The 20684-nt window shown below is 68.8% G+C and carries 25 protein-coding genes; 8 read left to right on the top strand and 17 right to left on the bottom strand.

Features of this window, described 5'->3' with window-relative positions:
- Positions 1-35: 35 nt before the first annotated feature.
- The 3 genes from Ssi02_RS21440 (at position 36) to Ssi02_RS21430 (ending at position 2288) form a co-directional block, all read left to right on the top strand.
- A complete protein-coding gene (locus Ssi02_RS21440) occupies positions 36-842 on the top strand; it encodes an ABC transporter ATP-binding protein (RefSeq protein WP_204028349.1) in 807 nt (268 codons plus the stop codon).
- 9 nt (positions 843-851) lie between these two features.
- Positions 852-1616, top strand: a complete 765-nt coding sequence (locus tag Ssi02_RS21435; protein WP_204028346.1) for an ABC transporter permease — start codon at positions 852-854, stop codon at positions 1614-1616.
- Positions 1617-1697: 81 nt separating this feature from the next.
- Positions 1698-2288: a DUF1707 SHOCT-like domain-containing protein gene (locus tag Ssi02_RS21430; protein ID WP_204028345.1), complete on the top strand. Its 591-nt coding sequence runs from the start codon at positions 1698-1700 to the stop codon at positions 2286-2288.
- A gap of 120 nt (positions 2289-2408) precedes the next feature.
- On the opposite strand, the gene Ssi02_RS21425 is transcribed toward Ssi02_RS21430, so the two are convergent.
- Together Ssi02_RS21425 and Ssi02_RS21420 are read right to left on the bottom strand one after the other, a co-directional pair.
- Positions 2409-2909, bottom strand: a complete 501-nt coding sequence (locus Ssi02_RS21425; protein WP_204028344.1) for a DinB family protein — start codon at positions 2907-2909, stop codon at positions 2409-2411.
- 41 nt (positions 2910-2950) lie between these two features.
- Positions 2951-3577: a class I SAM-dependent methyltransferase gene (locus Ssi02_RS21420; RefSeq protein ID WP_204028343.1), complete on the bottom strand. Its 627-nt coding sequence runs from the start codon at positions 3575-3577 to the stop codon at positions 2951-2953.
- Positions 3578-3675: 98 nt separating this feature from the next.
- Here Ssi02_RS21420 and Ssi02_RS21415 point away from each other — a divergent pair, with 98 nt between their 5' ends.
- Positions 3676-4269, top strand: coding sequence for a helix-turn-helix domain-containing protein (locus tag Ssi02_RS21415; protein WP_373870186.1), 594 nt, complete (start codon positions 3676-3678; stop codon positions 4267-4269).
- 74 nt (positions 4270-4343) lie between these two features.
- Here Ssi02_RS21415 and Ssi02_RS21410 read toward each other — a convergent pair whose 3' ends face one another.
- Positions 4344-4889, bottom strand: a complete 546-nt coding sequence (locus Ssi02_RS21410) for an XRE family transcriptional regulator (protein ID WP_204028339.1) — start codon at positions 4887-4889, stop codon at positions 4344-4346.
- Between the two features lie 52 nt (positions 4890-4941).
- On the opposite strand from Ssi02_RS21410, the gene Ssi02_RS21405 reads away from it, so the two are divergent.
- On the top strand, positions 4942-6102 hold the full coding sequence (locus tag Ssi02_RS21405; RefSeq protein WP_204028337.1) for a pyridoxal phosphate-dependent aminotransferase: 1161 nt from the start codon (positions 4942-4944) through the stop codon (positions 6100-6102).
- On the opposite strand, the gene Ssi02_RS21400 is transcribed toward Ssi02_RS21405, so the two are convergent.
- A complete protein-coding gene (locus tag Ssi02_RS21400; RefSeq protein WP_204028336.1) occupies positions 6062-7306 on the bottom strand; it encodes an MFS transporter in 1245 nt (414 codons plus the stop codon). The genes Ssi02_RS21405 and Ssi02_RS21400 overlap by 41 nt on opposite strands.
- A 103-nt stretch (positions 7307-7409) precedes the next feature.
- On the opposite strand from Ssi02_RS21400, the gene Ssi02_RS21395 reads away from it, so the two are divergent.
- Entirely contained in the window at positions 7410-7550 is a 141-nt protein-coding gene (locus Ssi02_RS21395; protein ID WP_204028602.1) for a winged helix-turn-helix transcriptional regulator, read from the top strand.
- A 248-nt stretch (positions 7551-7798) separates the two neighbouring features.
- On the opposite strand, the gene Ssi02_RS21390 is transcribed toward Ssi02_RS21395, so the two are convergent.
- The 5 genes from Ssi02_RS21390 to Ssi02_RS21370 all read right to left on the bottom strand — a co-directional run bounded on the left by Ssi02_RS21390 (position 7799) and on the right by Ssi02_RS21370 (position 12183).
- Complete coding sequence (locus Ssi02_RS21390) at positions 7799-9109, bottom strand: TolB family protein (RefSeq protein ID WP_204028335.1); 1311 nt, start codon at positions 9107-9109, stop codon at positions 7799-7801.
- On the bottom strand, positions 9106-9612 hold the full coding sequence (locus Ssi02_RS21385; RefSeq protein ID WP_204028334.1) for a SigE family RNA polymerase sigma factor: 507 nt from the start codon (positions 9610-9612) through the stop codon (positions 9106-9108). Before Ssi02_RS21385 ends, Ssi02_RS21390 begins: the two co-directional genes overlap by 4 nt.
- Positions 9613-9805: 193 nt before the next feature.
- Positions 9806-10468: a response regulator gene (locus Ssi02_RS21380; protein WP_239129277.1), complete on the bottom strand. Its 663-nt coding sequence runs from the start codon at positions 10466-10468 to the stop codon at positions 9806-9808.
- Between the two features lie 8 nt (positions 10469-10476).
- Positions 10477-11553, bottom strand: coding sequence for a sensor histidine kinase (locus tag Ssi02_RS21375; RefSeq protein ID WP_204028332.1), 1077 nt, complete (start codon positions 11551-11553; stop codon positions 10477-10479).
- Between the two features lie 39 nt (positions 11554-11592).
- Complete coding sequence (locus Ssi02_RS21370) at positions 11593-12183, bottom strand: hypothetical protein (protein ID WP_204028331.1); 591 nt, start codon at positions 12181-12183, stop codon at positions 11593-11595.
- Positions 12184-12458: 275 nt separating this feature from the next.
- Between Ssi02_RS21370 and Ssi02_RS21365 the strand changes: the two genes are divergently transcribed.
- Positions 12459-12887, top strand: coding sequence for an alcohol dehydrogenase catalytic domain-containing protein (locus Ssi02_RS21365; protein ID WP_204028330.1), 429 nt, complete (start codon positions 12459-12461; stop codon positions 12885-12887).
- A 12-nt stretch (positions 12888-12899) separates the two neighbouring features.
- On the opposite strand, the gene Ssi02_RS21360 is transcribed toward Ssi02_RS21365, so the two are convergent.
- Positions 12900-13361, bottom strand: coding sequence for a DUF1801 domain-containing protein (locus tag Ssi02_RS21360; protein ID WP_204028329.1), 462 nt, complete (start codon positions 13359-13361; stop codon positions 12900-12902).
- Positions 13362-13596: 235 nt separating this feature from the next.
- Between Ssi02_RS21360 and Ssi02_RS21355 the strand changes: the two genes are divergently transcribed.
- Positions 13597-14136, top strand: coding sequence for a DUF1697 domain-containing protein (locus Ssi02_RS21355; RefSeq protein ID WP_204028327.1), 540 nt, complete (start codon positions 13597-13599; stop codon positions 14134-14136).
- A 7-nt stretch (positions 14137-14143) separates the two neighbouring features.
- On the opposite strand, the gene Ssi02_RS21350 is transcribed toward Ssi02_RS21355, so the two are convergent.
- The 7 genes from Ssi02_RS21350 to Ssi02_RS21320 all read right to left on the bottom strand — a co-directional run bounded on the left by Ssi02_RS21350 (position 14144) and on the right by Ssi02_RS21320 (position 20502).
- Complete coding sequence (locus Ssi02_RS21350; protein WP_204028325.1) at positions 14144-14401, bottom strand: hypothetical protein; 258 nt, start codon at positions 14399-14401, stop codon at positions 14144-14146.
- A 356-nt stretch (positions 14402-14757) separates the two neighbouring features.
- Positions 14758-15108 carry a hypothetical protein gene (locus Ssi02_RS21345; protein ID WP_204028323.1) on the bottom strand — a complete coding sequence of 117 codons (351 nt, stop codon included), beginning with the start codon at positions 15106-15108 and terminating at the stop codon, positions 14758-14760.
- A gap of 468 nt (positions 15109-15576) precedes the next feature.
- Positions 15577-16734 (bottom strand): alpha/beta hydrolase family protein, encoded by a 1158-nt coding sequence (locus Ssi02_RS21340; protein WP_204028315.1) that lies wholly within the window; start codon positions 16732-16734, stop codon positions 15577-15579.
- Between the two features lie 12 nt (positions 16735-16746).
- On the bottom strand, positions 16747-18168 hold the full coding sequence (locus Ssi02_RS21335; protein WP_204028313.1) for a S41 family peptidase: 1422 nt from the start codon (positions 18166-18168) through the stop codon (positions 16747-16749).
- Complete coding sequence (locus tag Ssi02_RS21330; protein WP_204028311.1) at positions 18165-19223, bottom strand: ABC-2 membrane transporter-related protein; 1059 nt, start codon at positions 19221-19223, stop codon at positions 18165-18167. Before Ssi02_RS21330 ends, Ssi02_RS21335 begins: the two co-directional genes overlap by 4 nt.
- A complete protein-coding gene (locus Ssi02_RS21325) occupies positions 19220-20113 on the bottom strand; it encodes an ABC transporter ATP-binding protein (RefSeq protein ID WP_204028301.1) in 894 nt (297 codons plus the stop codon). The genes Ssi02_RS21330 and Ssi02_RS21325 overlap by 4 nt, the downstream gene beginning before the upstream one ends.
- Positions 20110-20502, bottom strand: a complete 393-nt coding sequence (locus Ssi02_RS21320) for a GntR family transcriptional regulator (RefSeq protein ID WP_204028298.1) — start codon at positions 20500-20502, stop codon at positions 20110-20112. The genes Ssi02_RS21325 and Ssi02_RS21320 overlap by 4 nt, the downstream gene beginning before the upstream one ends.
- Positions 20503-20684: the final 182 nt, after the last annotated feature.

The raw sequence follows: 20684 nt of genomic DNA, 5'->3' as shown, positions 1-20684 counted from the left end.
AACCCCTGACGAAACACAGAACGGATATCTCTGAAATGACAGCCAACAAGGTTCGCGGGCCTGTGATCCACGTGCAGGGCCTGACAAAGTCGTACAAGGAGTTGCAGGTGCTCCGCGGCGTCGACTTCGACGTGGCGCGGGGCAGCATCTTCGCCCTGCTCGGCTCAAACGGGGCTGGCAAGACCACGGCAGTGAGAATTCTGTCCACGCTGCTCAAAGCCGACGCGGGCACGGCCCGGGTCAACGGCTTCGACGTCGCCACGCAGGCCGCTGACGTACGAAAGTCCATCAGCCTCACCGGCCAGTTCGCCGCCGTCGACGAGATCCTCAGCGGGCGGGAGAACCTCGTGCTGGTCGCCCGGTTGCGGCACCTCAAGGATCCGGGCAAGGTCGCAGATGATTTGCTCGGCCGTTTCTCCCTGACCGACGCCGGCGCGCGGAAGGTGGCGACCTACTCGGGTGGCATGCGCCGCCGCCTCGACATCGCGATGAGCCTCATCGGGAATCCACCGGTCATCTTCCTCGACGAGCCGACGACCGGGCTCGACCCCCAGGCGCGCATCGAGGTGTGGCAGGCCGTCAGGGAACTCGCCGCCCAGGGCACAACGGTGCTGCTCACCACGCAGTATCTGGACGAGGCCGAACAACTCGCCGACCGGATCGCGATCCTCCACGAGGGTCGGATCATCGTGAACGGCACCCTCACCGAGCTCAAGCAGCTACTCCCGCCCGCCAAAGTCGAATACGTCGAAAAGCAGCCGACCCTGGAGGACGTCTTCCTCACGCTCGTCGGTGACAACGGCAAGAACGGCAATGGCCGCAACGTCGGCACGAACGCGTAAGGAACGACGATGACCAAGCATTTCCTCGGTGACACAGCGGCCCTGCTGGGCCGGTCCCTGCGCCACATCACGCGCAGCGTGGACACCATCATCACGACCACGATCATGCCGATCGCCATGATGCTGATGTTCGTCTACGTGTTCGGCGGCGCGATCAACACGGGGTCGGGTTCCTCCTATGTGAACTACATGCTGCCCGGCATCCTGCTCATCACGATCGCCTCGGGCATCGCCTACACCGCATATCGGCTCTTCATGGATATGAAGAGCGGCATCTTCGAGCGATTCCAGTCCATGCCGATCGCACGGTCGTCCGTCCTGTGGGCGCACGTGCTGACCTCGGTGCTCGCCAATCTGATCTCGCTCGTGGTCGTCGTGCTCGTCGCCCTGCTCATGGGCTTCCGCTCGGGGGCGGGACTGCTGGAGTGGCTCGCGGTGGCCGGCATCCTGATCCTTTTCACCCTGGCGTTGACGTGGATCGCCGTCATCCCCGGCCTGTCCGCCAAGACCATGGAAGGCGCGAGCGCGTTCTCCTATCCGCTCATATTCCTGCCCTTCCTCAGTTCGGCCTTCGTGCCCACCACCACCATGCCCGGCCCGGTGCGAGCCTTCGCCGAGCACCAGCCGGTGACCTCCATCGTCAACGCCATCCGCGCGCTGTTCGCCGAGCAGCCGGTCGGCACCGACGTCTGGATCGCCCTGGCCTGGTGTGTCGGCATCACCATCGTCGCGTACCTCTTCGCCATGGTCACTTACCGCCGTAAGATCGCCTAAGTGGCTGTCTCCTTGGACCGATCAGTCAGCAGTCAGGGTGGTGGCACGGTGCCACCACCACCTCACCACCGAGGAGGCCTCATGCCAGAAGACCCGCCCAGCACACCCGCGCTGCGCGCGTCCGACGCGGACCGCGACCGGGTCATCGAACGGCTGAACGCCGCCGTCGCCGACGGCCGGCTCGACCAGGTCGAGTTCAACGAACGGCTGGACGCGGCGCTGGCCGCCCGTACCATCGACGCGCTGACCCCGCTCACCAGCGATCTGATCGCGATGCCGGGCGGCGGCAGCACACTGCCCTTCAGCGGCGCGCCGGCCGCCGAACTGCTCACCATCAAGGAGCGTCACGGCACGGTGCGCCGTGACGGCCGGTGGACGCTGCCGCACCGCCTGGCGCTGCGCACCGCGTGGTGCGAGGTGATGCTGGACTTGACCAGCGCGGTGCGCAGCGGGCCCGAGCTGGTCATCGAATTGCGGGTGCGCGGCTGCAACGTGGATCTGGTCCTCGCACCGGGCATGGTGGTGAACGCCAACGACCTGTCGGTACGCCACAGCCAGTTAGCCGTCAGCAGGGACGCGGGCGACAACACACCGGAGACCATGCGCGTCCGCCTGACGGGCCGGATGCGGTTCGGCAGGCTCAACACAAGGTGGCAGACACCACCCCGGTGACCTGTCCCCGCCCTGTTTGGGGCCGTGATCACGTGGACAACCCCCACGCCCTTACGGCAGGAGCAGGGGGAAAGGCCCGTGAGAAGGATCGCGACGGCCAGTAGCGACTGACCGGCTGGATCAGCGCCCGGTCGCGCCGTCGATCAGTTCACGGAGGATGTCCGCGTGGCCCGCGTGGCGGCCGGTCTCCTCGATCATGTGGGTGAGTGCCCATCGGATGCTCGGCGAGGGGCGGCCCGGCCGCGACCGAGGGACCGGTGCGCCAAGATCGGTGCACCCGTCGAGCACGTCGTTCGCGCGTTCGACCGTCTCCCGGTAGCGGGCGACGACGTCGGCCACGCCGTCCTCCGGCGCGGCATGGAACGTCGCCTGCCAGTCGGCGACGTTCTCCCCCAGGAACATCGAGCGCTCGACGAAGGTCAGGTGGTTGAGCAGGCCGAGCAGGTTCGTGCCCGACGGCACCGCGGCTGTTCGCACCTGTGGTTCGGGAGCACCGTCGACCTTCGCGGCGATCGAGGTCCGGAGATAGTCGAGGAATCCGCGCAGGACCTCGGTCTCGTTGTCGGCGGTCCGCGGCGGCGGGGTGTCGCCGCGGCGGTTGCGGCGGGTCGTGCTGGTCACGGTGGGTTCCTCCTTCGTCGGGTACGGCACAAGCCGCGGTGTCACGCGGTGCGGCGGATGAGCAGGACGTGGTCGGTCACCTCGGCGGTGCGCCCGTCCGGTCCGGTCGCGATCCTGCGGGGTGCGTCGGCCCGCTCGACCGTCCAGTTCGCCGCGTCCAGGTCGATGCCCGCGGCGACCTCGCGCGGGCTCGGGTATCGGATGTCGGGATCCTGGTCCCACGACCACGGCGCGGTCGAGCCGTGGTCGACGATTAGCAGCCGCCCATCAGGGCGCAGCGCACGCGCTGCGGAGCGCAGGACGGTTGATCTGTCCAGGTCAAACGGGGTGTGCAGGTAGTGCGCGCAGATCAGGTCGAATCCGCCCTGCGGGAACGCGCTGTGCAGGTCGTGCCGTACTGCGACGACGCGGTCGCCCAGACCCTGTGAGCGGGCGAGGGCGGCGAGCCGCTCGACCGCCACGGCCGAGATGTCGGTGGCGGTGACGTGCCACCCCTGCCCGGCGAGCCACAGCGCGTCGCCGCCCTCGCCGCATCCGAGATCCAGCGCGTCTCCGGGCGGCAGGCTCGCGACCGTCTCGGTGAGGCGGGGATTCGGCTGCGGGTTGACGGCCGCGGGCCGGGTTGCGTAGAGGTCATCCCAGAACGTGACCGCGTCGGTGGTGCTCATCAAGACTCCTTCTGTCGGTATGCGCCTAGTCTCACCAGGGACGTTGCGATAGGCAGGAAATCTTGCGGTTCTGGCAAGATGGCCGTGTGGACCACAACATGGACGAGGTGCTCAACGCGGTCGGGCCGCGACTTCGTGCGCTGCGCCGCGCCCGTGGCATCACGCTCGCCGCCCTCGCCGCGACGACCGGTGTGTCGGAGAGCACCCTGTCCCGGCTGGAAAGCGGGCAGCGCCGGGCCACCCTGGAGTTGCTGCTACCGCTGGCTCGCACCTACGACGTCCCGCTGGACGACCTCGTCGGCGCCCCGCGCACCGGCGACCCCCGGATCCACTTCACGCCGATCCGGAGGTTCGGGATGACCTTCGTGCCCCTGTCCCGGCGGCCGGGCGGCGTACACGCGTTCAAAATGATCATTCCCGCCAGGCCGGAACCGCTCGAACCGACCCCTCAGAAGCACGAAGGCTTCGAATGGCTCTACGTGCTCAGCGGCCGCTTGCGGCTCGTGATCGGCGAGCGCGACCTGACGTTGCCATCCGGTGAGGCGGCCGAGTTCGACACGTCCCTGCCGCACTGGCTGGGCAGCGCCGACGGCGGCGCGGTCGAGCTTCTCATCCTGTTCGACCCGCAAGGGATGCGTGCGCACATACACGCCGACCCGCATCGGCCGTCTCACGGCGGCAGCCGGCAGTGAACTGAACGAGGGCGGAAGCCGCAGGCCGGTACGCTGCAGCCCGCAATCGCTTTGCCCAGTCCGGTATCCCTAGGTCAACTCTCCGGGTGCACCATGAGGAGGACGGCGCGGTTGTGCGCCGCGTGACCTCGGTATAGGTGCGGATGAGCAGCGTCGAACCGGATGGAATCGCCTCCGGCGAGGTCGGTGGGGGAATCGGAAGGTCCGGCGGTGACGCGTCCGTGGGTGAGCACGAGGCATTCCTCCACGCCGGGCAGGTGGGCGTCGGAGTGCTGGGTGTTCTGCGCGATGGCGATGTCGTAGACCTCCACGGTGCCGCGCAGCCTGATGCGGTGGAGAAGACGCGCGCTGATCGCGTCGCCCTCGACCTGCGGCCGCCTGTCACCGGCGCGCACCACCTCGACCGCCGAGACGGGCCTCTCCAGCAGCTCGCCGAGGGGCACCTGCAGCGCGGTGGCCAGAGTCCACAGGGTGCTCAGGGTCGGATTGCCCTGACCTTGTTCGATGCCGTGCAGCGTGGTCTTGCTGATGCCGCCGGCGGACGCCAGGTCGGCCAGCGATATCCCGGCCGCCTTGCGCAGCCGGTGCACGTTCTTCCCTACCACTTGCGCAAGTTCCATGCGTATCAGCATAGTGGTATTCCTGTATCAGGATAATGGTTTAGGGGGCGGTATGACGGTCACGCGGCTGCGCGAGATCCCGGGCATCGGTGTGGACACCCTAGGTGACGCGGCCGACGCCGTAAACGACCCGGACTTCTTGCGTCTGGAGAATCTCGACACCGACCTGAGGCCGCCCCTCGTCGCCGTCGCCGCCACGCGCGCCGCCGTCGACGACGACGCGGCCAACAGCTATCTGCCGTTCCAGGGGCATCGCTCCCTCCGCGCGGCCGCCGCGGCACATGCCGGGCGCATCTCAGGGCGTCACTATGACGCCGACACCGAGTGCGTCGGCGTGGCCGGCGGGCTCAACGGCATCCTCAACACGCTGCTCGCGACAGTGGAGCCCGGGCAAGAGGTCGTGCTGTGCGACCCCATCTACGCCGGCCTGGTCAACCGGGTCCGGCTCGCCGGCGGTGTCCCCCGCTTCGTCCCCGCACAGCCCACCGCGGAAGGCTGGACCGTCGATCCCGAACGACTCGCCGGCGCCGTCGGACCCGGCACGGCGGCGGTCCTGATGATGGGGCCGGCGATGCCGACCGGCCTCGTTCTGGACGACAGCCACTGGTCCGCCCTCGCCGGCGCCTGCGAACGCCACGACGCCTGGCTGATCTACGACGCGGCCATGGAACGCATCCGCTTCGACCGCCGCCCGCCCAGCCATCCGGCGGCCCACGAGAGTCTGGCCCGGCGCACGATCACCGTGGGTTCGGCCTCCAAGGAGCTGCGTCTCATCGGCTGGCGCGTCGGCTGGGTGGTCGGCCCCGCCGACATCGTCGCCGACATCCGCCTGGTCGGCCTGACCAACGTCGTATGCCAGGTCGGCCTGGCACAGGACGCTGTGGCCGCCGCCCTGGACGCGCCGGACGCCGATGCCGACGTCGCCGCCGCCACCGCCGAATGGCAGCGGCGCTGCGAGACGGTCCTGCATCAGCTCGCCGCCTACCCGGTCGTCCGGCCGCACGGCGGGTGGTCCCTTTTGGTCGACACCAGACCCCTGGAGCTGACCGCCGCCGAACTGTCCCGCCGCCTGTTCGACCACGCGAAGATCGCAGCCACCCCCATGGACGGCTGGGGCCCGAGCGGAAGCCACTACCTGCGCATCGTGTTCGCCAACGAACCCGTCGAACGCCTCACCGACCTCGGCGACCGCTTCCACCTGGCACTCCGATGACAGGCTCTCCCCCGCCGTCGACGACCACGTGAGCACCGGACTTCGCGCTGCCGAGGGGTAGCCGCCTGTCGATCGCCCAGACGGCCAGCCCGCAGGCCGCGAATCCGGCCCCGAGGAGACCGGCTCCCGTCCAGCCGTGGACGGTGAAGACGGCGGTGGTCGCGACTGCGCCGAGGGCGGAGCCGAGCGAGTAGAAGACCATGTAGCCGCCGATGACGCCGCTGGTGCGATCCGGATGCGCGGCGACGAGCATGTGCTGGTTGCTCACATGCACTGCCTGGACCGCGAGGTCGAGAACCACGATTCCGGCGATGAGGAGCCACAGTGACCACGGCAGCTGCGCGATCGCCGCCCACGAGAGGATGAGCAGGGTGAGCGCGAGACCGGTGACCTGTCCCGCCCGTCCTGCATCCGCCCACCGTCCCGCACGTGCCGCGGCGAGTGCGCCGACGAGTCCGGCGATGCCGAACATCCCGATCTGGCTCTCGCTCAACTGCCACGGCGTGTCCGCCAGCGGCAGGGACAGTCCGCTCCACAGAGTTCCAAAAGATGCGAACAAGAAGAACGCGATGAGCCCGCGCGTCAGGAAGATACGCCGCCCGAACAGTCCGCCGAGCGAGACGACGGCCCGCCCGTACCCCGCCGGCCGGTTGGGGCGCTCCTCCGACGGCAGCACGAGCGGGACGAGGGCCGCGAGCCCGAGCGACAGCACGGTGAGCACGGCATAGACGCCCCGCCAGCCCCACACCTCGGCGAGCGCGCCGGTGACGACCCGCGCGCCCAGGATGCCGACCACGACGCCCGAGGTCACGACACCGATGGTCCGTCCGCGTTCGGCGGGCGGCGAGACCGACGCGGCGTAGGCCACCGTGGTCTGCACCACGACCGCGAACACCCCGGCCGCCGCGAGCCCCGCGAACGCCACCCACGCGGCTGACGCCGAGGCCGTCAGGATCAAGCCCACCGCGATGATCGCCAGGTGCGCGGCGATGAGCCGGCGCCTGTCGACCACATCGCCGAGCGGCACCAGCAGCACCAGCCCCGCCAGATAGCCGACCTGGCCGGTCGCGACGATCCACCCGGTGAGTTCCGCCGGCACACCGAGATCGCGCCCCATCGGCTCCAGAACCGGCTGCGCGGCATAGATGCTCGCCACAGCGACACCACACACCACCGCGAGCAGCAACCGCCGCCATACGTCCATCGCACTCCAACCCCGATCAGTAGCAAATTGCAACCGATGTGACCGTACGGCATATTGGTTTCAATTCGCAACCGATCGGACGGGAGTCAGGCCGCACAACACCATGCGCGCCCCAGGCCCCGACTGCCCCGTCGCACGCACGCTCGACCTCGTCGGCGACAGATGGAGTCTTCTCGTCATGCGCAACGCTCCTTTGCCCGCCCAGGCCGAGGCCGTAGCCGGTGAAGATCAGGGCGATCAGTAAACTCCGCCCCGCTCTCCACCCGAACGGTTGATCAAGACCTCGGCACCGGGCGCCACCGGAGTACTGCAGAGCCGCTGCTCAACGTTTGGCCGTCGCCGTACAGCGGCCGGTCTTGAGGTGGGGCCATGGCCGGAAACACCAGATCAGTGCGGTGTGGTGCTTCGTGCTGCGGTGGAGAAGCAGAGCAAAGGGCGGCCTGCAGATCGACGATCCCCTATGGCCCGACACGGCCGCGGCTCAAGGCAGCCCTACTTGATCGCGGCCAGGTCCAGGACGTACATCTCGTTCTTGAGCGAGTAGGTCATCAGCCGGTCGAGGCGACCGTTGGGCACCGTCGACCTTCCCTTCGCATCCGGCCGTATGCCGAGATCGGCGGATCTGCCGGTCTCGGCGTCGTAAAGCGTCTGGATGGACCGGTTGCCCGGTCCCCTCAACGTGACATCGAAGAAGCGCTCCAGGCGGGCGACGTCGCCTTGGTAGAAGGTAGTCGGCAGGTCGCGCTCGTGGGAGCCGTCGCGGTCGCGGACGAACCTACGCAGGACGGTCTGGGTCTGCACCGTGTCCGGGCACCGGCGAGTGCCGCACTTGATCTCCTTGCCGGATCGGTCGCGGGGGCGTTCGACCTTGACGGTCTTGTATCGCATGGCCACGCCCGCGCACCTGAGGACGCCGCATCTGACCTCCTCGTCGGCCTTGACCACGGCGTCGCGCCGTTCACCGGTCTCGGCGTTGAGCAGTTCGCGGAAGAACGCTTTTCCGTGGTGGACGCCCACCCAAGGCCATTGCAGGATGTGGTGCCGCTCGGCGCCCTTCACCGGCTGCGGCGAACCCCCTCTCAGGGGCACCCGGTAAACCCCGCCCTTCTCGTAGGCGAACACCACGTCCGGGCCCGTCACCGTCAGCCCGGTGATGTGCCCCTCCTTCATGACGTTTCCCAGAGGGACGTCGGCCACCGGCCGAGGCCGGCCGCCGGCGGCCGGCACCGTCCAGATCCGGGCGACCCGCGGGCTGCCCGCCACCTTGTAGGACGCCCACCAGACAATATGGCCGCCACCGGCGGCGACACCGTCGGCGGAGATCGCCGATCCCCTCGTCGGGGGGATCTCGGCGATCTGCCTGGGCCGGCCGGTGCCCAGGTCGTAGCTCCACAGGGACAGACGCTCTCCATCATCGGCGCCCGTCATGACCAGCAGCGTGCGATCGTCGAGGAGTAGCTGCGGGTCGTACCTACGGCCGTCGGGCAACCTGGCCGGGATCTTGTGTACGGCCTCCGGCCACACCTTCTCGACGAGTGGTGGAATCCTGTCCGTCGGCGGCTCGGCCTTGTCGGTCGCGCTTACCACGGGGTGCGGCTCGGCCGCCCTGCCCAGGGTGCTCACCGCCGCGCCCACCCCGCCTGCAGTCAGGACCACGGCCGCGGCCGCGTGCACGGCGGTGGTCCGCGTCCGCCGCCGGCGATGGCGCGCCTTGACCGTCGCGACCAGCCCCGCCGGCGCCTGCGGCGCATGTTGCGCCGCCCCGGAGAGGACGCGGCTCAGCTTGTCTTCCAGATCGGTCATCGCATGCTCCTGTGAGTCGCCGGTGAGGAAGACAGGGAGGAACGCAGCTTGTTCAGGCCGCGGAAGGCCTGGCTGCGCACGGTTCCGGAGGAGATGCCGAGCACCTTGGCGATCTCGGCGTCGCTGAGCTGCTCGTAGTAGCGCAGCACCAGCACGGCACGCTGTCTGCGGGGCAGCGCGGCCAGCTCTTCCCAGAGACCCTGGTCCTCGTCGGGAGGGAAGACTTCGTGGTGAACCCGCTCCGGCGGCTCTCCGATGAGGTGTTCACGCCTGCGCCGCCGCCAGACGCTGATGTGTAACCGCGCCATCGTGGTCCGGACGTAGCTGTGCGGGCTGTCCTTGCGTCTCACCCTCGGCCAGGCACCGCACAGCCGTACCAGAGCTTCCTGGAGCAGGTCGGCCGCGTCATGAGGGTTTCCGGTTAGGACATATCCGTAGCGGAGAAGCGCGTCCGTCTGCGTTGTCACGAAGTCGTCGAAGCCGGCTTCGTCATCTTCATCCACCTGTAGTCCCTTCGGTAGTCACGTTGCAGACGGCCGAAGGGACGAAGATGTTGCATCGCTTGGCGAATGTTTTCTCGGGGTCTTGGGACAGCCCGGCCGGAATCACGTGATAGGCATCCGTGGGTGGATGGGGGCACCCACAATGCGACACGCCTGTCCTATGCGGGTGGCCGTAAGAACGCGTCGTGGCCCCCTAAAGCAGGCCGTGATCCCTGGCGTAGATCGCGGCCTGGGTGCGGTCCCGGAGCCCCAGCCGCGTGAGGATCCGGGAGATGTGGTTCTTGACGGTCCCCTCGCTCAGGAACAGCCGCGTGGCGATCTCCCGGTTGGTGGCCCCGTGGGCGACGAACCGCAGGACCTCGACCTCCCGGGCCGTCAGGACCTCGTCGGTCCGCTCCTCCTCGCGCCCGGCCAGCGCCGCCGCCAGCCGGGCGGTGGCGGCCGGATCGAACTGTGCAACTCCCGCGTGGGCGAGCCGTACGGCGGCGGCCAGCTCCCGGGCGGGCAGATCCTTCAGCAGATATCCCACGGCCCCGGCCCGTAGCGCCCGGACCACGTACTCCTCGTCGTCGAATGTGGTCAGCATCACCACCGAGCATCCCGGCAGCCGCTCGCGCAGGACCGCGACGCCCTCGACCCCGTCCATCTCGGGCATCCGTACATCCATCAGGACCACGTCCGGCGTCAGCGCGAGCGCCCGCTCCACGGCCTCCCGCCCGTTGGCCGCCGTGCCCACGACAACGATCCCGGCCTGGATCGCCAGCAGCGACGCGATCCCCTCCCGCACAAGCAACTGGTCGTCCACGACCAGCACCCGCACCGCATCGCCGGCTTCATTAGCCTCGACAGAGCTCACCCGGTTAATCATGACGGCGGCATCCTCGGAATGGTGACCGTCAGACGTGTCCCGCCGCTCGGGGCGGCCTTGATCGACAGCCGGCCCCCGGCGAGTTCCACTCGTTCACGCATGCCGAGTAGCCCGTACCCCTCACCTCCGGCGTATCCGCGCCCGTCGTCGGTGACGACGAGCCGCGCCACGTCCGGCTCGAAGGCGGCCGTCACGGAGACCCGGCGGGCCCGCGCGTGCCGGCTGGCGTTGGTGACCCCCTCCTGCGCCGCCCGATAGAGCGTCATGAGGGTGGTTCTGTCGTGCTCGCGCTCCTGGCCGGTGACCGTGACGGAGGTCGTCTCCGAGGCCAGGGCGCGCAGCGCATCCGAGAACCTGAACGGCCCCGCGTCCTCCCGCAGCGAGCGAACCGACCGGCGCACGTCGTTCAGCGCCCGCCGCGCCGAACCGTGCGCGTCCGCGACCGCGCGGTCCGCGGCGCCGGGATCCAGGTCCCGGTAGGCGCTCGCCTTCTCCAGAAGAACGATGATCGCGGTCAGGTGGTGTCCCAGGTCGTCGTGGATGTCACGGGCCAGGCGCGTGCGTTCCGCGTCGGCCGACAGCTCGGCGATGCGCTCCGACGACGCCGCCAGCCGGGCCCGGGCCCGGCCCTCCTCAACGGCGACCGCTGCCATGGTCACCGTCAGGACCAGGCTCATCGTGAACATCAGCAGGTCGGACAGCCGTTCGACGTCGGCATACCAGTGCGGGTCGGCGATCATATTCGCTGCCCCCGCGAGTATGGCGCAGGCCACGGCCAAGGCGACGGCCACCGTACGCCCGAAGGCGAAGTAGGCCGTGAACGGCACCAGCACGAACAGGGCACGCGACAGTCCGGAACCGTCGGCCGTCGCGACGGCGGTGAACAGTGCGATCCGCGCGCACAGCAACGCGATCGCGGGGCCCCGCGGCGTGCCGGAGGAGAACCGGCGGAGCTCGAAGAGCTCCAGCCCCGCGAGTGCCGCCAGCCCGCCGACGAAGAGCACCGGCAGCGTCGCTCCGAGCCCGGACAGCCAGGCGTGCAGCCCGGCCACCAGCACGGCCGCATAGATCACGGGCGCCACCCACGCCACGGGCCGTGCGGCGGCCACGGGCTACCGCCCGCCCAGAACCGGCGCCGATCGGGGGGCGGGGGCGCGCAGCAGTGACATGGACAACCAGATTAGCGACCCGGCGGCGAGCACGTGGACGAGCCCGGTCAGGGGTGTGTCCGGCAGCGCCGCGAATACGGCCAGCAGGATCAGGCTGATGCCGTACCCCGCAGACGGGAGCCTGGGGAAGACCTTGGCTCGCAGCATCGAGGCCGAATACAAGCCGGTGCCGATCACGAAGGTCGCGACGCTCACCAGCTGGGCGATCCCGGTGGGGCCGGCGAGCAGCGACTTCGTGACCGGTGCCGGGAGGAAGAAGACCACCAGATTCAGGGCGAAGGCGAGACCGCCGAACAGGCTGAGACCGATCGTGTTAACGATGTACGCGACGCCGCCGAGACGGCCCGCCGCCGCGCCCTGGTGGAGGTGGAACGCGGTCACCACCGGAGCACCGCACACCGCCCCCAATCCGATGACGAAGCTCGTCAGAGTGGTCTCGCCGATGAAGATCTCGATGACGCCGGGGATGCCGATCGACAGTGCCAGGATCACACCGCAGATCGCGCCGAAGCGCAGGACTCCGGTTACGGGCATGGATTTACTCCTATTGAATGCCGGATTCGAGGGATGAACCGACAGTAGGAGCGGCGGAGCCGTCCGGACAGGTGCCGGTCGTCACCCCGGAGACACAGGTGCATGCGCCGGAAGTCATGTGCCTGCCGACCTTCGGCCTGTGGGCGGGCAGCCCAGGCGGCGGTATTTGCCGGGGGCCATGCCGTACTCGCGCTTGAAGGCATTGGCGAAGGCGCCGGCCCGGTCACCGGGACCGTGGAGGAGGTCACCGGCACGCCCGCGAGCATGTTCGAGACGTGGGCGAGCGACACGCCGCGGACTTCCTCGGCACCATGCGGGCGGCCCGCATCCACGAGTACGGCGAAGCCTTGGTGATCTCACTGGACGAGGTGCCGGTGCCGAAGCCCGGGCCGGACGAGGTGCTCATCAAAGTGGCCGCGACGTCGACCAACCCGTCGGAGGCCGGCCTGCGGATGGGCCTGCTGCATGACGTGCTCGGCGTCACGCTGCTGCACACGCCCGGCTGGGACGTCGCGGGCACCGTGGTCACCGGGGCGGGTGACTTCGCTCCCGGCGACCGGGTGATCGGGCTCGTGGCGCTGATCGACAAGGGCGTGGTGGACGTCGAGGCGGACACCCGCCCGCTGGAGTCCCTGGCGGACCTGCACCGCGATGCCGAGCGTGGCCTTATCCGCGGAAAAGTCACGCTGATCGTGGAGAAATAACCAAGATCGGCATCAGCTCACGGCCTTTTGCACGAGCTTTCTGATCGTGGCTTCGGCGGCTTCGCTCAACTCTGTCAAGGCGTAAGAGGTCGGCCACATGCCGCCGTCCTCATCGAGGTTGGCCGCCACGCTGAACCCGAACGACGAGTAGCGCTCCTTGTCCAGCTGCCCGCTGCGCAAGAAGCACACCACCTTCCCTGCCCTGGCATAAGCGGGCTGGCCGTACCACAACTTCGGCGCCAGCTCCGGTGCGGCGGCGGTGACGATCGCGTGCACGCGCTCGGCCAGGACGCGGTCCGACGGCGCCATCCCGGCGATCGCCGACAGCACCGCCGCCTCATCGGCGGCGGCCTTCTTCGAGCCGCGGCCACCTGCCTTCAGTTCTTTGGCGCGCGCTTTGATCGCGGCGCGCTCCTGCTCGGAGAAGCCCTCCATCGGGGTGCTCGTCTCGCCGGCCTTCGATGTGCTGCTCATGAGTTGCTCCTTGTCAGAGTTAAGGTGCTTCTCACGCTATGCGCAGCGACAAGTGCCGGGCTTCTCGATTCCTGACCGACCCGGCGATCTCGGCCCACGGCTCATGTGCAAGAACGAGTTCTGTGTGCTGCCCCCTACGGGCGTGACGGGTCCTGATCGTCAACGGCTCGCTCCTGCCGCTGCTCCCTCTCAGCACGTGCCGGGATGGGTGCCGGCCGTCTGGAACACTGGGCGTATGTCGACACCGATCATCGTCTTCTACCGGAACATGAATTTGGGCCATCGGAACAGCCCCGACCGGGCGATGTTAGAGGACACATTGCGTGAGGCGGGAGCGTCGTCGGCACGGTCGTTCCAAACGAACGGAACGGTCCTCATCGAGGCCGACGCCGAACCCCACGAGGTGGTGCTCCGGGCGGCGCCACGGCTGCTGAGCCTCTGCGGCTACAACGACGCCGCGTTCGTGCGTCCCCTCGGCCAGCTCACGGCGATCCTCGACCGCGACCCCTTCGCGGGCACCGGCGACGAGCAGACCTACCGCGAGACGTTCACCTTTTTCGACGACGCCCAGGAATTCGGGGCCCCCATTCCCTGGACGAACGGCAGGGGCGACGTCGAGATCATCGAGTTTGCGGACGGCGTGGCATTGGGCCTCATCAGAAGGGCCGGGACTCGGGTCGGCAATCCCACGGCGGAGTTGGAGTCGAGGCTCAAGGTGCCCGCCTCAACGCGTACGTCAGGGACGATCAGACGCCTGGTCAAGGCGTTTGGCTGATCGGCCTTCAGATCAATCTTCTTGGTTCCGCCGGCGGGCACCGACCCTTAGGACGTAGCCCCCGCAGAGCCGCGACGTCGACCGCGGCGATCAGGACGTTGCCGGACGCGCGGATCGTCGCCGGGTCGACGGCCGGGCCGGTGGTCATCAGCCCGCGCACCGGCAGCGTGCCGAGGGCTTCGGCGATGCGGTCGAGTTGCGTGCGCTGGTTCATGAACGACGAGCTCAGGCCGGCCAGAACCAGCGGCGCGTCACCTTCAGGCAACTCCAGCTCTCGGGCCCAGGCCGGGTCGTCGAGCCGTGGGCCGACATGCCGCAGGTCGGCGGGGCAAATCCTGCCGGGGTAGCCCGTTGCGTGAGGGGATCCCCCACCGGAATGCCGCCTGACCGGGACAGCGCCCCAGGTCAGGGTGTTCGCGCGAAATGTTCCGGTGAAGGGTCCCTATTCGGAGCGCTTGGGCCACAGGCCAAGGCCGGCGCGAGGAAACCGACGGTCCGTTTCAGTCGCGGGTGCTGTTCGTCGGCTCATCCGGCCGTGGAGAACGGGACCGGTCGGTCAATCGCGAGACTTCGCTTCCCGGACGCCTTCGGCCACCGGTGTGCCCGTCCGGCGGATCACGCTCAACTGCCGCCGGTCTTGCTGGGGACGTTCTGCGGAAATGGATTGGGCATGACGTTCTTGCAGGCTTCGGCGGCCTTCTTGAACGCCGGGGAATTGAGGTCGATCCCCTCCCCCATGCTCGCGCCCGGCGCCGGGTCCTTGAAGTCCGGCACGCCGTTCTCGCGGACACACTTGGCGAAGGCCGCCGAGTCGGCCTGCTTGACGATCTGAACGTTGCCGGATTCCGGGCCGGGTCCCTGGCCGCTCCCGCAGGCCACGCCGGCCAATGCGATGGCGGCCAGCGCGAGGACCGGCGCGATGCTCCTGCGTGAGCGCTGCTGACTTGGGGTGTTTTTCATGTCGATCTCCATCGTGTTTGCGTTGGGGTCACCCGGACGCCGGGCTACCCGGGTGGGGTTGTTCGCTTCTCGGGGGCGGGTGTGCCGTCGTAGCTTCTGCCGATGAGGCCCATGCAGTACGCCACGGGTTCGGTGGCGTAGTTGGGCACGCGCAGGACGGATCCGCGCACGTAGCGGTGGCGAAGACCGTGCCGCCGATCGCATTGGTCTTTACACCGGCGGCAGCCAGTTGGCGCACAGGGCGGAAAAGCCGTCGGCCGCCCCATGAGGTGGCTGCTGGTTGAGGTGGGTCATGCGCAGGGCCGAGCGCTAGAGAAGACCGTCTGACCCGCGGTCGCGTTGAACCCGGCCGGTGGGCCTTGGAGCTTCCTGCCGGAGCAGTTCCTTCAAGGCGCGCTGTGTCGCTCTCTTCTCGCGTCTTCTGAAGCTGGATGAGCTGTGGTCAGCATCCCCTGATGGCGTCAGGGGTCGTGCCGGGCATCAGGATTGACGGCACTGCTCCGGGCAGAGCTGGGCCTCGGGGTAGCGGGATGACGGCTTGTCCAGGAGTGGCTGCCGTTGCCCCTTCAGGTGCTGGTCGAGGAAGGCCGCCACGTACGCGCGGGCGATTTCGGCGCCGCGCTCCGCGGGCAGGGCGCCGTAGGCGGGCTTCATGCCGAGGGAAGGCCCCAGCAGCGGAATGTCGGTAAAAGCCTGGTGGTCCGTATCCTTCACCGCGATCCAGCGCTTCCACCCGGTCAGCAGCTTCCAGTCGCGGTCCCACGAAGCATCGCTGCCGCCGGGGACATGCAGCTTCGAACCGATGAACATGAACGGCCGGGAGAATCCGCTCTTGGGAATCCGGGCATAGGTGCTGCCGTCCAGGTCGATCCCGGCGCGTACCCGGGAGTCCTTCAACATGGCCGCCACGGTGCCGGCCCCGCCCATCGACTGGCCGACCATCGCGATCCTGGACCTGTCGATCAGGCCGGAGCCATCCCACTTCGACGGCAGCTGGTCGAGCACGAAGGAGACGTCGGCCGCCCGGCCCTGGACCACCCGCGGGCCGAAGCCCGGATCGGTGTCGCTGTCACACGCGATGCATTCGGCGACCCGGCCGTCGGACAAGGTCGTGACGTGGCTCTCGTAGGCGTGGTCGATCCCGGCCACCACGTATCCCCGGCTGGCCAGCTCCTCCGCCAGGGACGTGAGCGAGCTCAACGGCTTGGTGAAGCCGGGAGAGAGCACCACAAGCGGAAGCTTCTCCCCCGCGGGTTCGGCGTCTTTGATGGCGTTCGTCCGCGTCTTGCTCAGCGTGTCATCCGGGACGCCCCCGATCTTCGAGCCTCTCAGGAAGAGCTCCGACTCCTTCGGCGTCATATACTGCGCGCGCTCGCCGTCCTTCTGCTCGGTCGGATACCACAGGGTGACCTTGAGCTCCCTGCTTTCGACGTCGAGATTCCAGGGATCGGGGCGGGAGGTGTCGTTCACATGCAGGATGGTGGTGCCGACCGGATGCTCGCCGGTGGGCGCGAGCAGGGCGGTCGGACCGGTGGGGGTGGCCGACGGGTTGGCGGCCGATCGGGGCGGCGTGGGCGCGGAGCAGGCGGACGCGGCGAGGACGACCAGGCCTGCGGCGACTGCCAGGAGGTGTCTCATCGAGAGGTCCATTCACTTCTCCAGCAGGGTCAGCGCCTTGGCCAGGGCGGGGTCGCGCCCGGCGACCGCGTCTTTCGGGGTCAGGGGCAGGTGGTGGTCGGGCGGCACGCCGATCCGGTCGATCGTCTGGCGGTTGGGCCCCAGGTGGTGCCTGGTGGGGAAGGCCAGAATGGTGTTGTTGCGTAGCTGGAACGGCTCCGAGGGGCCGGAGACGATACCGGCGGTCCTGGTGCCGACCAACTTGCCGATGCCCAGGTCCTTGACCGCGGAGCTGAAGTGCTCGCACGCCGAGGCGCAATTGCGGTCGGTGAGCACCGCGAGCGGCAGGTTGAGCAGCTCGACGGTGTCGTCGGTCCGCAAGGCTTCGCACTTGGCGTCCACAGTGCACAGGTAGGCGGTGACCTTGCCGTGGGCGAAGGCGCTCACCAGCCGGATCGCTTCGGTGGCGCTGCCGCCGCCGTTGCCCCGCAGGTCCAGCACGACACCGGTGAGCGTCCGGCCGGTGCGCAGCCGGGAGATCGCCTTGAACACCCGGTCGGCGGCGTCGGGAGCGAACCCGCGCAACCGCACATAGGCGATGCCGTCTTCCAGCACCTTCGACGTCACCCCTTGCAGGGCGGCCAGGTCCCGCTGGTAGACGCCGGGTTTGAGTGTCACGCTCCAGCGGCGGCCGGTGCTCTGCCGTAGCAGCCGCAACTCGATCGGGCCGGCCTCCGGATATCGCGGATACAGGGCGGCGATGGCGGAAGTGGACTTCTCATCGATAAAAGGCGCCGATCCGTTGATCGATTCGATGACGTCGCCCGGACGCAGTCCGGCGGCCTGCGCCGCGCCGCCCTCCACGGTGGTGACGAACAGCGGGGGAACGGCGGCGCCTGGGTTTCCCTCCGCCAGAAGTCCGTTGAAGTTCGTCTGCAGGCCCAGGCCGTAGCCGTCACCGTCGTAGTAGCCGGGAGGGCTCCCTCCGGCGCCGTGCACCCACTGGGCGTGATTGTCGTCGAGGGCGGTCACGATGGCCTCCAGAGTGACGACGGCCAGCTTGTCGCTCAGGTCGGGGACCTGAGCGGTGACCTTCCGATAGACGGCCTCGAAAGCGGTCCAGTCGGATTTCCTGTCACCGGTCAGCGCCGGCATGGTCGCCTCGGGCACATCACGCCCGTTGAGGTTGAGTTCCCGGGTCAACGCGATGAATCCGGCGGTCAGCAGCGAGCGGGCGTCCATCGTGGCACCGCTGTAATAGTTGCCGAGGATGCAGTGATATGCCTGCTCGATGACGTCGACCGTGGTGGGGGTCTGTGCCGGGAGGCGACCCTGGGGCTTGGCGCAGACCGAGCTGCCTGCCGCACTCGACTCGCTGCGCGGCGCCGCCGGCGCGGTGCAGGCCGCGGCCAGCAGGAGGGCGAGCCCGGCGATCGCGGCCCTGACGGCGGTCATGACAGCCGCCTCCGGATCCACCAGAACGACAACCACGTCAGGCCGGCCGTGAACAGGGCGTAGATTCCGACCTCGATCCACTGGAACAGCCAGAAGCGCTCAAGGGGCTGGTAGGTCACCTGCTGCCGGTAGCCGAGGCGATTGACCTCGCCCAGGCAGCCGTCCGCGGCGCCCGCCGAATTCCCCGGTGCGCAGGGTCCCGAGGTCGAGGAGACGTTGATGTCGGCTCCGGTGCCGTCGGTGCCGCCGGCGATCACGCGTCCGGATGGGTCGAGCAGCTCGTTGGACAGGACCCAGGAACCCGGCCGGCCGGGAACGGCTTCCCTCAAAAGCAGTCGCGGGGCCGAGCCTCCCTCCCGGGGGATGCTGATGCCGTCCGTGTTCCCCTTGCCAAGCTCGAAGGTCGCGGTCACCGGGGTCATCAGATGGGGGCGGACCATCGCCGGCATGGCGAGCTGGATCGCGGCGAAGACTGCCAAGGTGAGGGCCATGGCGGGCAGTGTGCGACGCGCCAGCATGCCCACGATCACGCCGAGAACGAAGGCAAAGGCCGCGTAGCCCATCGGGGCGATGCCGCGGGCGCTGAACACCAGGGGAGCCATCAGGGCCATGCCCTCGGCGGCCGACTCGTCCAGGGGATCGGACCACCAGGTCACCATGAGGCCGCACAGTCCGGCGGCGGCCACGGCGACCAGGCCGGTGAGCCCGAGCTTGACCGCCAGCCAGCGGCTGCGGGTGATGCTCTGGTTCCACACCAGCAGGTGCGTGCCCCCCTCCAGCTCGCGGGTGATCAGCGGTGCTCCCCAGAAGAGCCCGACCAGAGCGGGCAGGATCAGCACGACGAGGGTCAGGGCCAGGAACGGGAGGTCGTACTCGCCGAAGAAGCGGTTATAGAAGCTGTCGCAGGTGTCGTCCGCGGTGCAGGCGGCGATCCCCGCGGCATAGGAGGAGGCCAGTCCCGGGCCGGTCACGGCCAGGGCGACGGCGAAGAGGCCGAGTACTGCGGCCATCATCGCGGCCGAGCCGCGGAACTGGCGCCAGGTCAGCCAGATCATCGCTGCACCTCCAGGGTGGCGCGCCTCTTGTCGGCGGCGTGCTTGTCCATGTAGGCCAGGACGAGGTCCTCCAGGTTGAGCCGGCTGACCGCCCAGGCGGGGTCGTGGATCGGGGCGTCGGTGCGGATCACGAACGTGCTTTGCCGGTCGGTGTGGCTGGCGGAGATCACGTGCTGGCCGGATGGGAGCCGGTCGCTGTCGCGGCGCGGGCCGGTGAGCCGGTAATGGGTGGCCAGCAGCTTTTCGGTCTCCTCCGCCACCTGGACGCGCGAGTCGACGAGCACGATCAGGAAGTCGCAGACCCGTTCCAGGTCGGAGACCAGGTGGGAGGAGAGCAGCACGCTGAACTCGTGCTCGACGGTGGCTTCCATCAGCCCCTGCATGAACTCCCGGCGGGCCAGCGGGTCGAGCGAGGCGACCGGCTCGTCCAGGATCAGCAGTTCGGGCCGCTTGGCCAAGCCCAGGGTGAGGGCGACCTGGGCGCGCTGGCCGCCGGACAGCTTGCCCGCCCGGTGGCCGAGGGCGAGACCCAGCCGCTCGATCCGGTCCCGCGCCCTGGCGTCGTCCCAGCGGGGGTTGAGCCGCGCGCCGAGCTTCAGGTGCTCGGCGATGCTGAGGCCGGCGTAGACGGGGGTGTCCTGGGCGACGAAGCTGACCTTGGCCAGTTGCGCCGTGCCGCCGGCGGGCCGGCCCCCGAGCACGGTGATGTTTCCGGCCGTCGGTTCGAGTTGGCCGCTGGCCAGCTTGAGCAGCGTGGTCTTGCCGGCTCCGTTGGGGCCTACCAACCCGACGACGTGGCCCGCCGGGATGTCGATGGTGCACTCGCGCAGCGCCCAGCGTTTGCCATATTTCCTGCCCAGTCCCTGGGCCTCTAGGACGGAAGAAGTCACGCTATGTTCTCCTGAGCGGTGGTCCGAAAGGTGGTCATGAACAGGGCCTCGATGCTTTCGTCGTCGAGGCCGGCCCGGCGGGCCTTGGACAGCCAGCGCTGCAGTTCCAGCCGTAGTGGGCCGTGCGCGGCCAGCGAGGTGTCGGTGAGTGTCGCGGTCACGAACGTCCCGATCCCCGGCCGCGCGGCGACCAGGCCCACGTGCTCAAGTTCCCGGTAGGCCTTCAGCACGGTGTTGGCATTGATCGCCAGGTGCGACACGACCTCCTTGACGGTCGGCAGCTGGTCACCCTCGCGCAGCAGGCCGAGCCGCAGCGCGTGCCGTACTTGCTGGACCAGCTGCAGGTATGGCGAGACACCCGACCTGCCGTCCAGATGGAACTCGATCACGACTGCTCCATATATCTAGGATGCTAGTACTTTAGACTCCTCCATGTTAGGGGATCATAAGGATCGCTGTCCCGGTGTCGTCGCCCGTCGAAGCGGTCCGTCGCCCTTCAGGCCGACCGCAGCCGTACGCCGAAGGCGGATCTTGGCCGGGATCGCCGCTGGTGCCGTGTGAAGGGAGAGAC

The sequence above is a fragment of the Sinosporangium siamense genome (assembly GCF_016863435.1).
GTDB lineage: Bacteria > Actinomycetota > Actinomycetes > Streptosporangiales > Streptosporangiaceae > Sinosporangium > Sinosporangium siamense.
The sequence above is the reverse complement of the archived record's forward strand: the minus strand, read 5'-3'. Positions and strand labels throughout refer to the sequence as shown.

Bases quoted from the DNA above. Each gene is read 5' to 3' on its own strand.
- Ssi02_RS21440 (WP_204028349.1), top strand. From the start codon at position 36: ATGACAGCCAACAAGGTTCGCGGGCCTGTGATCCACGTGCAGGGCCTG.
- Ssi02_RS21435 (WP_204028346.1), top strand. From the start codon at position 852: ATGACCAAGCATTTCCTCGGTGACACAGCGGCCCTGCTGGGCCGGTCC.
- Ssi02_RS21430 (WP_204028345.1), top strand. From the start codon at position 1,698: ATGCCAGAAGACCCGCCCAGCACACCCGCGCTGCGCGCGTCCGACGCG.
- Ssi02_RS21420 (WP_204028343.1), bottom strand. From the start codon at position 3,577: ATGAGCACCACCGACGCGGTCACGTTCTGGGATGACCTCTACGCAACC.
- Ssi02_RS21415 (WP_373870186.1), top strand. From the start codon at position 3,676: ATGGACGAGGTGCTCAACGCGGTCGGGCCGCGACTTCGTGCGCTGCGC.
- Ssi02_RS21410 (WP_204028339.1), bottom strand. From the start codon at position 4,889: ATGGAACTTGCGCAAGTGGTAGGGAAGAACGTGCACCGGCTGCGCAAG.
- Ssi02_RS21405 (WP_204028337.1), top strand. From the start codon at position 4,942: ATGACGGTCACGCGGCTGCGCGAGATCCCGGGCATCGGTGTGGACACC.
- Ssi02_RS21400 (WP_204028336.1), bottom strand. From the start codon at position 7,306: ATGGACGTATGGCGGCGGTTGCTGCTCGCGGTGGTGTGTGGTGTCGCT.
- Ssi02_RS21395 (WP_204028602.1), top strand. From the start codon at position 7,410: ATGCGCGCCCCAGGCCCCGACTGCCCCGTCGCACGCACGCTCGACCTC.
- Ssi02_RS21390 (WP_204028335.1), bottom strand. From the start codon at position 9,109: ATGACCGATCTGGAAGACAAGCTGAGCCGCGTCCTCTCCGGGGCGGCG.
- Ssi02_RS21370 (WP_204028331.1), bottom strand. From the start codon at position 12,183: ATGCCCGTAACCGGAGTCCTGCGCTTCGGCGCGATCTGCGGTGTGATC.
- Ssi02_RS21360 (WP_204028329.1), bottom strand. From the start codon at position 13,361: ATGAGCAGCACATCGAAGGCCGGCGAGACGAGCACCCCGATGGAGGGC.
- Ssi02_RS21355 (WP_204028327.1), top strand. From the start codon at position 13,597: ATGTCGACACCGATCATCGTCTTCTACCGGAACATGAATTTGGGCCAT.
- Ssi02_RS21345 (WP_204028323.1), bottom strand. From the start codon at position 15,108: ATGGAGATCGACATGAAAAACACCCCAAGTCAGCAGCGCTCACGCAGG.
- Ssi02_RS21340 (WP_204028315.1), bottom strand. From the start codon at position 16,734: ATGAGACACCTCCTGGCAGTCGCCGCAGGCCTGGTCGTCCTCGCCGCG.
- Ssi02_RS21335 (WP_204028313.1), bottom strand. From the start codon at position 18,168: ATGACCGCCGTCAGGGCCGCGATCGCCGGGCTCGCCCTCCTGCTGGCC.
- Ssi02_RS21330 (WP_204028311.1), bottom strand. From the start codon at position 19,223: ATGATCTGGCTGACCTGGCGCCAGTTCCGCGGCTCGGCCGCGATGATG.